Below are 14492 nucleotides of genomic sequence, written 5' to 3' on the forward strand. Positions count from 1 at the left end.
TCTAACTGAACGAGGTAATTCCCATGGCCGTTGGCAAGGTTTCTGACGCCGATTTCGAAGCCGAAGTGCTCAACGCGACCGGGCCGGTGGTCGTCGATTTCTGGGCCGAATGGTGCGGCCCCTGCCGCATGATCGCCCCCGCCCTCGACGAGATTTCCGGCGCCATGGGTGACAAGGTCAAGATCGTGAAGCTGAACGTCGACGAGAGCCCGAAGACGGCCTCGAAGTACGGCGTGATGTCGATCCCGACCCTGATGATCTTCAAGGGCGGCGAGATGGCCTCCCGCCAGGTCGGCGCCGCGCCGAAGGCGAAGCTGCAGCAGTGGATCACCGCTGCGGTGTGATCGGATTTCAATTTGCTGATTGTGAAACGGCCGGCGAATAGCCGGCTGTTTTGTTTTTGCGGCGAATGATTGCGTAGCCCGGGTGGAGCGAAGCGTAACCCGGGACTCTCTGTTCGCGGCGCGACTGTCCCGGATTGCGCTTCGCTCCATCCGGGCTACGAATTCTTCAGCCGATCCAACCCGTCGCCAGCGCGTGCGCCAGTTCGGCCTGGCCGTTCCGCCGCGCCAGCGCAGCCATCACCTCATGATCATACGGCACATGCCGAAACGTGAAGCGCCAGGCGCCGTCGGCGAATTCGAGGATGGCGTAGCGCGCGTCGGGCGTACCGGCTTCGATGACATGCGGAAACGGATGAGTATCGCGATAGCCGGGTGAACCGACGCTGCCGGGATTGACGATCAATCGGCCATCGCGAAGCCTGACTGCGCGGGCGAGATGCGTGTGCGCGCAGAGAATCAAGGACTGCGTGATCTCGTGCGCGCGTTCCTCGATCGCATCCAGCGACGACATCCGCACGGTGCCGTCAGGCAGAACCGTCTCCAGCCAATAGGCTTCGTCATGGCTTGGCGTCGCGTGACAGAGAAAAACCTGATCGCGAAACACGGCGGTCTTTGGCACCGCGCGCAACCAATCGAGATGGCGCTGTTCGAGCTGCGCATGGGCGGGGCGATCCCATGATCCCATCTTCTTCGGTGGCCGATCGATCAGATAGCGATCATGATTGCCGAGCACGTGAACGGCATCGAGCGCCATCAGCACGTCCATGGTTCGCCGCGCGTCGAGCGGCCCGCTCGCCATGTCGCCGAGATTGACGATGTCGCTGATTCCTTCCGCGCGGATATCGGCCAGCACGGCTTCCAGCGCGAGATAGTTTCCGTGTACATCGGCAATGGCGGCAAAACGCATGCTAATTCTCAATTCCAGCTTTCGACGAGTGACGTCATGCAATGCAAAAAAATGCTATGGCGATCTACCTCATTTGGGTGAGGCCATCCTGCAACATACCCCTTCGGTAATGTGGCGGAACCCGGGTTCCGACTCGCGGGGTCCACGCGTCTTGGCTAGAATTTGAAATTACCGGGGCTGGAGAATTCATAAGCAATCGATATTTTTTCCCGGGCGGCCGCTGGAAGTAATTTCAGCGGCCATTTCATTTTCTTCGGACTAATTTTCTTCGCACGCTATCCCGGCGGCGTGCCGTTGATCGCAAGCACGTGGCCGGCGAGATAGAGCGAGCCGGTGATCAGGATGCGCGGCGGCACTTCGTAAGCCAGCCGCGACAGCGCATGTAGTGCGGCTTCGATACTTGCAGCATTTTCCACGCGCATACCGAGCGCGCGCGCTGCATCCGCAAGGCGATCCGGCGGCATCGCGTTGTCGCGGCCGGGAATCGCCACCGAAACGATGTGCCGTGTCAGGCCGGCGAAATTGGCGAGGAATGCGCCTGCATCCTTGTTCGCCATCATGCCCGCGATCACCACCAGCGGACGCGACACCCGCTCCTCGAGATCGCCGAGCGCTGCCGCAGCGACGCGGCCGCCTTCTGCGTTGTGCCCGCCATCGAGCCAGATCTCGCAACCCTTGGGTCCCTGATCGAACAGCGCGCCCGCGACCAGGCGCTGCATCCGCGCCGGCCATTCGGCATTGACGATGCCGGCCTCGAATGCCGGCATCCCGATTTTGAACGCCTCGATCGCCCGCAGCGTCGCAATCGCAAGACCGGCATTGTCGAACTGATGCCGTCCGAACAGCCTTGGCGCCGCAAGATCCATCAGGCCGCGCTCGTCCTGATAGACCAGCCGCCCGCGCTCGACGCCGACATGCCATTGCTGTCCCGCCGTATGCATCGGCGCGCGCATGCGCTTCGCCTGCGCCTCGATCACCGACATCGCCTCCGGCGCTTGCTCGGCGCAAATCACCGGCGCGCCGCGCTTGATGATGGCGGCCTTCTCGCCGGCGATCGCGGTCAGCGTGCTGCCAAGGAATTCCATGTGATCCATGCTGACTGGCGCAATGACGGTCGCGATCGGCCTGTCGATGACATTGGTGGCGTCGAGCCGCCCGCCGAGGCCGGTTTCCAGCAGCACGACATCGGCCTCATGCTCCGCGAACAGGCAGAACGCCGCCGCGGTCTCCATCTCGAAAATCGTGATCGGCTCGCCCGCATTGACCTGTTCGCAGTGCTCCAGCACCCGGCGCAACTCGGCATCATCGGCCAGCTTGCCGCCGCCCTTCTCGCCGATGCGGAAGCATTCGTTGATCCGCACCAGATAGGGCGAGGTGTAGACGTGCACACGCAGGCCTGCGGCCTCGAGGATCGCGCGCAGGTAGGCGATGGTCGAACCCTTGCCATTGGTGCCCGCGACATGGATCACCGGCGGCAACACGGCTTCCGGATGATCGAGCCGCGCCAGCAGGCGGTGCATGCGATCGAGGCTGAGATCGATGCGCTTCGGATGCAAGGCAGCCAGCCGCGCGATCAATTCACCGAGCGGCTGGGAGTTGGCGGCAGGTAGATTCACGCGTGGGGCGCAGCCGGCACGGCTTCCGGTGCCAAGACGATCTGGGCCGGGTCCGTGACCTGCGGCGCGGGCTTTGAAGCGACGTCGAGCGCCGGCGATTTGGTCAAGAGCCGGCACAGCCGCGCCAGCGTCGGACGCATCTCGTGGCGATGCACGACCATGTCGATCATGCCGTGATCGAGCAGATATTCGGCGCGCTGGAATCCTTCCGGCAGTTTCTCGCGGATGGTCTGCTCGATCACGCGCGCGCCGGCGAAGCCGATCAGCGCGCCGGGCTCGGCGATCTGCACGTCGCCCAGCATGGCATAGGACGCGGTGACGCCGCCGGTGGTCGGATTGGTCAGCACCACGATGTAAGGCAGCTTCGCTTCCCGCAGCATCTGCACGCCGACGGTGGTGCGTGGCATCTGCATCAGCGACAGAATGCCTTCCTGCATCCGCGCGCCGCCCGACGCCGCGAACATGATGAACGGTGATTTCTTCTCCACCGCAAGCTCGAGCCCGCGCACGATCGCCTCGCCCGCGGCCATGCCGAGCGACCCGCCCATGAAATCGAAATCCTGCACCGCGACGACGACGCCGGCGCCCTCCAGCTTGCCGTAGCCGACCTTGATGGCGTCGTTCAGCCCGGTCTTGGCGCGAGCGTCCTTGATGCGGTCGACATATTTGCGTTCATCGCGGAATTTGAGCGGATCGGCCATCACTTCCGGCAGCGCGATATCGTACCAGGTCTCGTTGTCGAAGATCGACTTCAGCCGCGCCACCGCGCCCATGCGCATGTGGTAGTTCGAGCCGGGGATGACGAACTGGTTGGCCTCGACGTCCTTGTAGAATACGAGCTGCCCGGAATCCGGGCACTTGATCCACAGATTCTCCGGCGTCTCGCGGCGCAGGATGTTGCGGATCTTCGGCCGGACGACATTGGTGAGCCAATTCATGTTTCGCTCCGAAATGCGGTTAACGCATCAACTGAATCATATGGCGATTCGGACCTAGCCCGGCAAGCCGTCCCAATTGTGGCTTATTCGGCGGCCTGTTTCGCTCCCCGCACACCCTGCGCCAGCGCGGACACCAGATCGGCGACGGCGCCGACGGTTTTCGGGGTCGCGCGCCCCTCGCTATCGAGGCTGGCGCGGAGCGCATCGACCAGTGCGGTGCCGACCACGGCGCCATTGGCATTCTCCGCGATCGCCCGCGCCGCATCCGGCGTGCGGATGCCGAAGCCGACGCAGACAGGCAATTTGGTATGCCGCTTGATGCGGGCGACGGCTTCGCCGACCGCCGTGGAATCGGCGCTGGCGCTGCCGGTGATCCCGGTAATGGAGACGTAATAGACGAAGCCCGACGTGTTCGCGAGCACCGCGGGCAGGCGCTTGTCGTCGGTGGTCGGCGTCGCCAGGCGGATGAAATTGAGCCCCGCCTTCATCGCCGGAATGCAAAGCTCGGTGTCTTCCTCGGGCGGCAGGTCGACGATGATCAGCCCATCGACACCGGCGGTCTTCGCATCGTTAAGGAATTTATCGACGCCGTAGATGTAGATCGGATTGTAGTAGCCCATCAGCACCAGCGGCGTGGCGTTGTCGTCCTTGCGGAAGCCGCGGACCATCTCCAGCGTCTTCTTCAGGGTCATGCCGGCCTTCAGCGCACGCAGGCCCGCCGCCTGGATCGACGGCCCGTCGGCCATCGGATCGGTAAACGGCATGCCGATCTCGATGATGTCGGCGCCCGCCTTCGGCAGCGCCCTGAGAATGTTGAGCGAAGTCTTTGGATCGGGATCGCCGGCCATCAGGAAGGTGACGAACGCCGAACGGCCCTGCTTGGCGAGTTCGGCAAATCTTGCATCGATGCGGGTGGTCACTTCTTCCTGCCCTTCAGAATTTCCGTGATCTGCGGAATGTCTTTGTCGCCGCGGCCGGAAAGATTGACAACCATCAGGTGATCCCGCGGACGCTTTGGCGCGAGCTCCATCACCTTGGCGATCGCGTGCGCCGGCTCCAGTGCCGGAGGAATGCCTTCAAGCCGCGTCAGCAACTGAAACGCCGCGAGCGCTTCCTCGTCGGTCGCGGAGAGATAATTGACCCGGCCGGTTTCGTGCAGCCAGGAATGCTCCGGGCCGATGCCGGGATAATCCAGCCCTGCCGAAATCGAATGCGCGTCCTGGATCTGGCCGTCCTCGTCCATCAAGAGATAGGTGCGGTTGCCGTGAAGGACGCCGGGACGGCCGCCGGCGATCGAGGCGGCGTGGAGCTGTGTCAACCCATGCCCCGCCGCTTCGACACCGAAAATCTCGACGGAGGGATCGTCGAGGAACGGATGAAACAGGCCCATCGCATTGGAGCCGCCGCCGATGCAGGCCACCAGCGAATCCGGCAGGCGGCCCTCGGCCTCCTGCATCTGCTTGCGCGTCTCGTCGCCGATCACGGACTGGAAGTCGCGCACCATCATCGGATAGGGATGCGGACCGGCCACCGTGCCGATGCAGTAGAACGTGTTGTGCACGTTGGTGACCCAGTCGCGCAGCGCGTCGTTCATCGCGTCCTTCAGGGTACGCGCGCCGGATTGAACGGGAACCACCTTGGCGCCCAGCATTTCCATGCGGATCACGTTTGGCTGCTGCCGCTCGACATCGACCGCGCCCATATAGACCACGCATTCGAGCCCGAACCGCGCGCATAGCGTCGCGGTGGCGACGCCGTGCTGACCGGCGCCGGTCTCGGCGATGATGCGCTTCTTGCCCATGCGGCGCGCGACCATGATCTGGCCGAGCACATTATTGACCTTGTGCGAGCCGGTGTGATTGAGCTCCTCGCGCTTGAAATAGATTTTTGCACCGCCGAGATGCTCGGTCAGTCGCTCGGCGAAATAAAGCGGCGACGGCCGGCCGACATAGGTCTTGAGGTAGCCGTTCATCTCCGCCTGAAACGCCGGATCGGCCTTGGCGTCGGCATAGGCCTTTTCCAGTTCGAGGATCAGCGGCATCAGCGTCTCGGCGACGAAGCGTCCGCCGAAAATGCCGAAATGCCCGCGCTCGTCGGGGCCGGTGCGGAATGAATTGGGCAGGTTTGGATTCATCGGACCATCAATTCTTCGGTGGCGCGCGCAGCGCGAATAAAATTGCGGATCATCTCCGGATCCTTGACACCGGGCGCGCTTTCGACGCCCGACGATACATCGACGCCACCGGCGCGGGTGACGCGGACCGCCTCCGCGACGTTGTCGGCGGAAAGCCCGCCCGAGACCATGAAAGGCAGTTGGAGATCGAGCTTTTCCAGAACGTGCCAGTCGAACACGGCTCCCAACCCGCCGGGGCGGGTGGCGCCCTTCGGCGCGCGGGCGTCGAACAGGATGCGGTCGGCCACGCTCGCATAGCCCGGCAGAACGGCGAGATCGGCTGACGTTTCGACCGCAATTACCTTCATGACCGGCAGTGCGAACTTCGTCTTGATGTCGCGTACGCGCGCGATGGTCTCCTTGCCGTGCAACTGCAGCAGGTCCGGCCGCAGCGTCTCGACGATGTTTTCGAGCGTCGCGTCGTCGGCATCGACCGTCAGCGCCACCTTGGCGGCGCGGCCCTTGGCCTGCTGGCCGAGTTCCCGCGCGGTCTCGAGGCTGAGGTGGCGCGGCGACGGGGAGAAGAACACGAATCCCACCATGTCGGCGCCCGCCTCGAGCGCGGTGTCGAGCGTCTCGCGCGTGGACAGGCCGCAAATTTTGACGAGCAGGGGCATGGTCTCTCAGGGGCGGATCCAGGCCGCCAGGGCAAATTGGAACAAGCTGACGGGGCGGGTTCTACAACGTCGCGCCCTGCTTGTCTCGCCCTGTGGCCCCATAGATACCGTACTGGGACGGTGCCGGAAGCCGCTGCTGATCGGCCCGGGAAACCGCCGCCGCAGCCCGTAGATCGGCCGTCTCCGCCCTCGCCCGGCGGGCGTCCGCCTCGTGCTGGCGCGCCGCGCGGCGCCAGTGGCGCTGGCGGAGCCAGGTCGCCATTCCGCCCGCCGCCACCCCCAGAATGGCCACCGCAATGATCACGGCGAACAGCGGCATCGACACCGCGATCGCCGGATCGGTCGAATTGAAGGGATCGAACGACACCGTCACGAAATGGCGGTTGGCGACGGCAAAGACGATGAAGATGAGGCCCAAGGGAATGACGACCAGCGCCGTGAAAAACTTTCGCATGACCATCTCTCGTGGTGATGGAGAACGGCAGGGATGAAACCTGCAACACGGCTACAAATCGTTAAGACCGTGGAGTCTTTTATTTGACGCGTTTTCTTTACGCGAACCGGGTCCACTTCGCTTGAAAACGCTACGTTACGCGCCGGCCTCGGGCGAGCTTTCGTCGCGGTTCAGCCGCTCGCGCATTTCCTTGCCGGTCTTGAAGAACGGCACGCTCTTCTGGTCGACCGGCACATGGGCGCCGGTGCGAGGATTGCGCCCTGCGCGCGCCGGGCGATGCTTGACCGAGAAAGCGCCGAAGCCGCGCAGCTCGACACGGTCGCCGCGCGCCAAGGCAGCGACGATCTCGTCGAGGATCGCGTTCACAATGTTCTCCACATCCCGCTGATAGAGGTGCGGGTTGTGCTCGGCGATGCGCTGAACAAGTTCGGATTTAATCATCGAAGTTGGGATCCGGGGTCGTGCGGATATCCATTTCCGTGAAAATACCTTGAACTGTCAAGACGCTAAATCACTTATGGGCAACGCGAAATGCGGCGACAAGCGGCCCGGAGGGGGTTTGTGACGACACCCGCGGTGCGGGAGAATGTGGCGAAGCGCAGCCGGTGCGGCTCAATTGGCGGCTGCGGGGCGCCACAGCGCCAACATGCCGTCGAGTGAGAGCTGATCGACCGCCTGGGCGACGCCGGCCTGCTCGATCTGGCGCGCGATGGAACTCAAGCCGAGTGCATCGAACGCGATGGAAGCCGCCGCGCGCAGGAATGTGAGGTCCCCGAACTGCGGTGTTAGCTTGTAATCGCGCACTGGCAGATCGCTCTTGATCTTCTTTTCGGCAACCAGCCAGGCAACGGCCGCTTTTTCATCGCCGAGCTGATCGACCAGCTTCAGTTCCACCGCCTGACGGCCGGTGAAGACGCGGCCATCCGCGACCTTTTCGAGCAGCGCGTCATCCATGGCGCGCCGCTCCTTCACCAGGCCGCGGAACCAGGCATAGGAATCCTTCACCAGCGCGTCGAGCGCGGCGCGCGCCTCCGGGCTGGTCGGCTCGAAACCGTTGGGCGCGGCCTTCAACGGCGAGGATTTCACTTCCTCGACCTTGACGCCCACGGTCTTCATCAGCTCGGTGAAATTCGGAAACTGGAACAGCACGCCGATCGAACCGACCAGCGAGCTCTGGCGGGCGACGATATGATCGGCGGCCATCGCCGTGATGTAACCGCCCGACGCGGCCAGGCCTTCGACCACCACAACCAGCGGCTTCTTGGCCTTCAGGCGCACCAGCGCGTCATAGAGTTGCTCGGAGCCGGCCGTGGTGCCGCCCGGCGAATTGATGTGCACGATGACGGCGGCATGGCTGGTTTTCTCCAGCCGCTCTAGCGCCTCGACGCGTTGCTGGTCGCTGCGGATCAGCCCTTCGATATTGACCCGCGCGATCGATCCCGAGGCCGTCAGCGCGGCCGGCCCGCTCTTTGTCGCGACCGCGCCGACGGTGACGATCGCCGCGATGGCAACCAGGCCAGCCACGACGCGCCAGAAGGTCAGCTTGCGGCGGATCCTGCGGCGATCGACGATCACGTCCGAATCGAGCGACATCGAATTTCTCCTGAAATGATCAGCGCGTTTTGCATCCGCAGCGCTAGCGAAGCCTTATCTGATTACATCAATTGCGACGCAATTTGAAGAAAACAAGACCCGCGGCAATTGTAGCCCGGATGGAGCGCAGCGGAATCCGGGGCAGCCGCGCAAACGGGTTGAGTTGTCCCGGATTGCGCTGAGCCTGTCATCGGGCGCGCATTCGCGCGACCCGTTGGCTCCATCCGGGCTACGGGGACAGAAAAGGCCCCGGTCGAAACCGGGGCCTGATGTCGCAGACAGATAAGCTGAAGCTTACTTGTCGCGGTTCTTGAGCGCGGTGCCGAGAATGTCGCCGAGCGTCGCTCCTGAATCGGAGGAGCCGTACTGCGCGATGGCTTCCTTCTCTTCGGCGACTTCCAGTGCCTTGATCGAGACCTGCACCTTGCGGGCCTTCTTGTCGAACTGGATCACGCGGGCATCGACCTTCTCGCCGACGGCGAAACGCTCGGCGCGCTGATCGTTGCGGTCACGGGCGAGCTCGGAGCGCTTGATGAAGGTGGTGAAGTCGGTGCCCGAGATCTTCACCTCGATGCCGGCTTCCTTCACTTCGAGCACTTCGCAGGTCACGACCGCGCCCTTCTTGACGTCGCCCGGCTCGGCGAAGGGGTCGCCTTCGAGCTGCTTGACGCCGAGCGAGATGCGCTCCTTTTCGACATCGACGTCGAGCACCACGGCCTTGACCATGTCGCCCTTCTTGAAGTTGTCGATGACCTGCTCGCCCGGAAGCTTCCAGTCGAGGTCGGACAGATGGACCATGCCGTCGACGTCGCCGTCGAGACCCAGGAACAGACCGAACTCGGTCTTGTTCTTGACCTCGCCTTCGACCGTCGAACCGACCGGGAACTTCTCGACGAAGACTTCCCAGGGGTTGCGCATGGTCTGCTTGAGGCCGAGCGAGATGCGGCGCTTGACCGAATCGACTTCCAGAACCTGCACTTCGACTTCCTGCGAGGTCGAAACGATCTTGCCGGGGTGCATGTTCTTCTTGGTCCACGACATTTCCGAGACGTGGATCAGGCCTTCGATGCCCGGCTCCAGTTCGACGAACGCGCCGTAGTCGGTGATGTTGGTGACGCGGCCGGTGAAGCGCGCGTTCAGCGGGTACTTCGCCTCGATGCCCTGCCACGGATCGTCCAGCAACTGCTTCATGCCGAGCGAAATGCGGTGGGTCTCGTGGTTGATCTTGATGATCTTGACCTTCACGGTCTGGCCGATGGTGAGCACTTCGGTCGGGTGATTGACCCGGCGCCAGGCGATATCGGTGACGTGAAGCAGGCCGTCGATGCCGCCGAGATCAACGAACGCACCGTAATCGGTGATGTTCTTGACCACGCCGTCGATCACCTGACCCTCTTCGAGGTTCTGCACCAGCTCCTGGCGCTGCTCGGCGCGGGTCTCTTCGAGAACCGTGCGGCGCGACACCACGATGTTGCCGCGGCGGCGATCCATCTTGAGAATCTGGAACGGCTGCGAGTTGTTCATCAGCGGCGCGACGTCGCGGATCGGGCGGATGTCGACCTGCGAGCGCGGCAGGAAGGCGACCGCGCCGTCGAGGTCGACCGTGAAGCCGCCCTTGACCTGGTTGAAGATGACGCCGTGAACCTTCTCGTTGTTGTTGAAGGCCTTCTCGAGCTTGCCCCAGCTTTCCTCGCGGCGCGCCTTGTCGCGCGACAGCACGGCTTCGCCGAGCGCATTCTCGATCCGGTCGAGGAACACCTCGACTTCGTCACCAACCTTGAGATCGCTTTCGCGGCCGGGGCCGGCGAATTCGCGCAGCGCCACACGGCCTTCGGTCTTCAGGCCGACGTCAATGACGGCCATGTCCTTTTCAATTGCAACTACCTTGCCCTTGATGACGGAGCTTTCCTGCAGATTGCCGCCGGCGAAGGACTCGTCCAGCATCGCAGCGAAATCGTCGCGGGTAGGATTATAAGAAGCAGCAGTCGAAGCCATTTGTTCTCCAATGCGGGATATTGCCGGCCGTTCGGGTTAAAGGGCGCATCGCGCGTGAAGTGTCAGGGGTCCGCGAACCCTGACGACCGCGTTTGCGGGAGGCGCAAAAGCGGGCCGGCAGCATGCCTGCACGTTCGATACGTTGATTTATCCGGAGCCTGAAACGAGCGTATCGACTTCAGGAGCCTGGAGCGGGCTTTCCTCCAATGACGGCGGGGGTTCAAACCTCCCGCCGGCCCGCTCGGACAGCCCTGATCTTATCGATGGCGGCCCGGATGGGCGTGGATATAGCCCCAAGGGCCATTTTCGGCAAGCCGGAAATGCCCAGTTTACGGGCCCTTAAGGGTTACGGACGCTAACCATGGGCCCGCGCTTTCAACGCCTTGTTGACCGCATGACGCGAAAGCTCCGCAGCCTTCGGCGAGATGGAACCCGACCTTAAGCATCGCCCCACACGGTGGCACCGTTCAAAAACAGGGGTGCCACCATGAAGAGCCTGATCGCTGTGACCGCTATCGCCGCCTTTACCGTCGCCACGGCCGTTGCCGGCAAGCCGGGCGCTTTTGCGACCGACAAGGCGATTGCCGCCGTCAAGTCGAAGCCCGTCATGATGGCCGAACAGCAAATGCCGTTCGACCGGCAGCGCTCGAAGAACTGATCGATTTTTTTGCTCAGGGGCCAGCTAGCGCGGATCGACGCAGGCTACCGAGGGTTTCCCCGTCCGGCGCGGACCGCCTCGACGATTGCAATGGCAGCCTGAACGCCACCTTCGATGTCGAGATTTGAATTGTCGAGGATATGGGCGTCCGCCGCCGCCTTGAGGGGCGCGGCGGCGCGGTTTTTGTCCCGTTCATCACGCTTGAGAATATCGGCCAGCACCATCGCCTCGTCGGCAGCTTCGCCACGCGACAGCGCTTCCAGCGTCCGGCGGCGGGCGCGCACATGCGGGTCGGCGACGACAAAGATCTTCACATCGGCATTCGGGCAGATCACGGTTCCGATGTCGCGCCCATCGAGCACGGCGCCCGGCGGATCGGCCGCGAACTGGCGCTGAAAATTGACCAGCGCCTGACGCACGCTGGGTATTGCCGACACGACAGAGGCGGCATCGCCGATGCGCTGCGTCTTCAGCTCGGGATGTCCGAATTTTTCGGGATCGAGCTCCATGGCAGCCGCCACCGCCCGCGCTTCGTCGGTGAGGTCAAACCCCTCGTCCAGCAGCGCTTTCGCCACCGCGCGATAGATCACGCCGGTGTCGAGATGGCGATAGCCGTAATGGTGAGCGAGCCGCTTGCCGAGCGTGCCCTTGCCGGATGCCGCCGGCCCGTCGATGGCGATGATCATGAGAGCCATGTGCGACAGAGCGGCCATGCGGTCAAGGCCGTGAAGACGCAGATGCGTCCAAATGTTCCTCGCCCAGGCGGTCGACCGCCTCTATTCTGAAACCTGCCCGGGAATTCCATCCAAGGATCTGCAGAAATAGCACCGGCCGGAGGGATACGATGAGCGCCATTTCACGACGTCGTTTTATCGGCAATGCTGCGGCCGCTTCGGCGGTCCCGCTGATCGGGTCTTCGGCCCATGCGCAGACGGACTGGCCAACCAAGCCCATCAAGATCATCGCGGGCTATCCGGCCGGAGGGCAGACTGATTTGTTTGCGCGTACCTATGGCGAATATATCCGCACCCAGACGGGCCAGAACGTGACGGTGGAAAACAAGGCCGGCGCCTCGGGATCGGTCGCAGCCGCTGAAGCCAAACGCGCCGCGCCCGACGGCTACACGCTGATGTTCACGATCTCGACGACCATGATCATGAACCGCGTCTTGATCAAGGATATCCCCTACGACGCCGACAAGGATTTTGTCCTCGTCTCGATCATGCCGGCGGGCAGCCTGCCGTTCGTGGCCAGCGAGAAGACGGGCGCCAGGACGCTCGCCGAATTTGTTGCCTACGCGAAGAAAGCCGAGAAGGTCAACGTTGGCACCTATGGCGCCGGGTCATACGCGCACATGGCGATCGCCGAAATGAACAAGCAGTATGGTCTCAAGATGGAAGCGGTCCATTATCGCGGCGAAGCGCCAATGTGGACCGATCTCGCCGGCGGGTTTATCGACGGCGCCCACGGCAGCTATTCCGCGGCGTTGTCCGTCCTGCAGAGCGGCCGCGGCCATGCGGTCGCCGTCTCGCGCAAGCGGATGTCGACATTGCCGGATGTCCCCTCTTTCAAGGAGCAGGGCGCAACATCGCGGATCTTCCAGTTGACCGGCTTCCAGTGCTGCGCCGTGCCCACGGGCACGCCGGCGGCCGTCATTGAGAAGCTGTCAAAGCTTCTCGTCGCCGGCGGCAAGACCGAAAAGGTGCAGCAGCTGATGAAATCATTCGGCGTCGATGATACCGCGATGACCTTCGAGGAGACGCAGAAACTGTACAAGGAAGAATCGCCGGTCTGGCTTGAGGCGGTGACGAACCTTGGGCTTGCGCCGTCCTGAACCGCGCAAGCGCACGCGTCTTACGAAAACTCCGCGCCCAATGAGCGCATCATCGGGATGAAATCCGGAAAGCTGGTGGCGATGAAGGCGGTGTCGTCGACCTTGACCGGCTTGTCGGCGGCCAGTCCCATCACCAGCGCCGACATCGCGATGCGGTGATCCATGTGGGTGGCGACGAGGCCGCCGCCGGGCACATGGCCGCGGCCCTCGACGATCAAATCGTCGCCTGTGATCTCGACCCTGACGCCGTTGACGCGCAGCATGGCGGCGGTGGCCTCCAGCCGGTCGGATTCCTTGACGCGCAATTCCTGCAGGCCGCGCATGATGGTGGTGCCTTCGGCGAACGAGGCTGCGACCGCCAGCACCAGATATTCGTCGATCATCGAGGGGGCGCGCTCCGGCGGCACCGCGACGCCGCGCAGTTTCGACGCGCGCACGCGCAAGGTCGCCATCGGCTCGCCGGCGTCGCCGCGGACTTCGCTTTCCTCGATCGAAGCGCCCATCTCGCGCAGCGTCGTGAACAGGCCGGTGCGCAGCGGATTGGCCATGACGTCGGAGAAGGTCACGTCGGAGCCTTCGACGACCAGCGCCGCCACGATCGGGAATGCGGCCGAAGACGGATCGGCAGGCACCACGACGTCAGCGCCGTGCAATTCGGGCTGGCCCGTCAGCGCGATCTTGCGGCCGTGACTGCCTTCATTAACGGAGATGATCTCGGCGCCGAAATGTTTCAGCATCAGCTCGGTGTGGTCGCGGCTGGCTTCCTGCTCGATGACCGTGGTGATACCCGGCGCAGCAAGGCCCGCCAGCAGCACCGCCGACTTGATCTGGGCCGAGGCCACCGGGGTCCGGTAAAGGATCGGCACCGGATCGCGCGCGCCGTGCAGCGTCAGCGGCAGGCGGCCGCCTTCCTTGGCCTCACCGGCTTTGGCGCCCATCAATTCCAGGGGATCGAGGATCCGGCGCATCGGGCGGGACCGCAGCGAGGCGTCGCCGTCGAACACGGTAGTGATCGGACAGCCAGCGACCGCCCCCATCACCAGCCGGCAGCCAGTGCCGGAATTGCCGAAATCGAGCGGGGAAGCCGGCTGGGCGAAGCCCGCCACGCCCACACCGTCAACCTTCCAGGCGAACGGCCCGGTCCGTTCGACCCTGGCGCCCAGCGCCTGCATCGATTTGGCGGTATTGAGGACATCTTCGCCCTCCAGCAGGCCGGAAATCCTGGTTTCGCCGACCGAAAGGGCCCCCAGGATGAGGGCGCGGTGCGAAATCGACTTGTCGCCGGGAACGCGGACTTTGCCGCTCAAAGGGCCGCTTGCGCGGGATTCCAGCGGGGTTTGGGTGGTTGAATCGGTCAAGATTG

15 protein-coding genes are annotated in these 14492 nt (G+C 63.6%); 3 read left to right on the forward strand and 12 right to left on the reverse strand.

Annotated features, from left to right (window positions below; all coding sequences use genetic code 11):
* Positions 1-23: 23 nt before the first annotated feature.
* A complete protein-coding gene (trxA, locus tag KIP88_RS11840; RefSeq protein WP_192736238.1) occupies positions 24-344 on the forward strand; it encodes a thioredoxin in 321 nt (106 codons plus the stop codon).
* A gap of 166 nt (positions 345-510) precedes the next feature.
* Here trxA and KIP88_RS11845 read toward each other — a convergent pair whose 3' ends face one another.
* The 10 genes from KIP88_RS11845 to rpsA all read right to left on the reverse strand — a co-directional run bounded on the left by KIP88_RS11845 (position 511) and on the right by rpsA (position 10637).
* Positions 511-1251: a metallophosphoesterase gene (locus KIP88_RS11845; RefSeq protein WP_214488100.1), complete on the reverse strand. Its 741-nt coding sequence runs from the start codon at positions 1249-1251 to the stop codon at positions 511-513.
* Between the two features lie 275 nt (positions 1252-1526).
* Positions 1527-2867 carry a folylpolyglutamate synthase/dihydrofolate synthase family protein gene (locus tag KIP88_RS11850; RefSeq protein ID WP_214488101.1) on the reverse strand — a complete coding sequence of 447 codons (1341 nt, stop codon included), beginning with the start codon at positions 2865-2867 and terminating at the stop codon, positions 1527-1529.
* Complete coding sequence (gene accD / locus KIP88_RS11855; protein WP_214488102.1) at positions 2864-3805, reverse strand: acetyl-CoA carboxylase, carboxyltransferase subunit beta; 942 nt, start codon at positions 3803-3805, stop codon at positions 2864-2866. The genes KIP88_RS11850 and accD overlap by 4 nt, the downstream gene beginning before the upstream one ends.
* An 83-nt stretch (positions 3806-3888) precedes the next feature.
* Entirely contained in the window at positions 3889-4725 is an 837-nt protein-coding gene (gene trpA / locus KIP88_RS11860; protein WP_214488103.1) for a tryptophan synthase subunit alpha, read from the reverse strand.
* Positions 4722-5939 carry a tryptophan synthase subunit beta gene (trpB, locus tag KIP88_RS11865; protein WP_214488104.1) on the reverse strand — a complete coding sequence of 406 codons (1218 nt, stop codon included), beginning with the start codon at positions 5937-5939 and terminating at the stop codon, positions 4722-4724. The genes trpA and trpB overlap by 4 nt, the downstream gene beginning before the upstream one ends.
* Positions 5936-6595 carry a phosphoribosylanthranilate isomerase gene (locus KIP88_RS11870; protein WP_214488105.1) on the reverse strand — a complete coding sequence of 220 codons (660 nt, stop codon included), beginning with the start codon at positions 6593-6595 and terminating at the stop codon, positions 5936-5938. The genes trpB and KIP88_RS11870 overlap by 4 nt, the downstream gene beginning before the upstream one ends.
* A gap of 61 nt (positions 6596-6656) precedes the next feature.
* A complete protein-coding gene (locus KIP88_RS11875; protein ID WP_214488106.1) occupies positions 6657-7049 on the reverse strand; it encodes a lipopolysaccharide assembly protein LapA domain-containing protein in 393 nt (130 codons plus the stop codon).
* A gap of 135 nt (positions 7050-7184) precedes the next feature.
* Positions 7185-7490 (reverse strand): integration host factor subunit beta, encoded by a 306-nt coding sequence (locus KIP88_RS11880; RefSeq protein ID WP_214488107.1) that lies wholly within the window; start codon positions 7488-7490, stop codon positions 7185-7187.
* A 171-nt stretch (positions 7491-7661) separates the two neighbouring features.
* Positions 7662-8642, reverse strand: a complete 981-nt coding sequence (gene sppA / locus KIP88_RS11885) for a signal peptide peptidase SppA (RefSeq protein ID WP_214488108.1) — start codon at positions 8640-8642, stop codon at positions 7662-7664.
* A gap of 294 nt (positions 8643-8936) precedes the next feature.
* Positions 8937-10637, reverse strand: a complete 1701-nt coding sequence (rpsA, locus tag KIP88_RS11890) for a 30S ribosomal protein S1 (protein WP_212417156.1) — start codon at positions 10635-10637, stop codon at positions 8937-8939.
* Between the two features lie 487 nt (positions 10638-11124).
* On the opposite strand from rpsA, the gene KIP88_RS11895 reads away from it, so the two are divergent.
* Positions 11125-11295 (forward strand): hypothetical protein, encoded by a 171-nt coding sequence (locus KIP88_RS11895; RefSeq protein ID WP_214488109.1) that lies wholly within the window; start codon positions 11125-11127, stop codon positions 11293-11295.
* Positions 11296-11339: 44 nt separating this feature from the next.
* Here KIP88_RS11895 and cmk read toward each other — a convergent pair whose 3' ends face one another.
* Positions 11340-11981, reverse strand: a complete 642-nt coding sequence (gene cmk, locus KIP88_RS11900; RefSeq protein WP_214488414.1) for a (d)CMP kinase — start codon at positions 11979-11981, stop codon at positions 11340-11342.
* A gap of 158 nt (positions 11982-12139) precedes the next feature.
* Between cmk and KIP88_RS11905 the strand changes: the two genes are divergently transcribed.
* The gene (locus KIP88_RS11905; protein ID WP_214488110.1) at positions 12140-13129 is read left to right on the forward strand and encodes a tripartite tricarboxylate transporter substrate binding protein; all 990 of its coding nucleotides are present in this window, start codon (positions 12140-12142) and stop codon (positions 13127-13129) included.
* A 20-nt stretch (positions 13130-13149) separates the two neighbouring features.
* Here the strand turns inward: KIP88_RS11905 and aroA are convergent, their stop codons facing one another.
* Positions 13150-14487 (reverse strand): 3-phosphoshikimate 1-carboxyvinyltransferase, encoded by a 1338-nt coding sequence (aroA, locus tag KIP88_RS11910; protein ID WP_214488111.1) that lies wholly within the window; start codon positions 14485-14487, stop codon positions 13150-13152.
* Between the last annotated feature and the right edge of the window lie 5 nt (positions 14488-14492).

The sequence above is a fragment of the Bradyrhizobium sp. SRL28 genome (genome assembly GCF_018596315.1).
Lineage (GTDB): Bacteria > Pseudomonadota > Alphaproteobacteria > Rhizobiales > Xanthobacteraceae > Bradyrhizobium.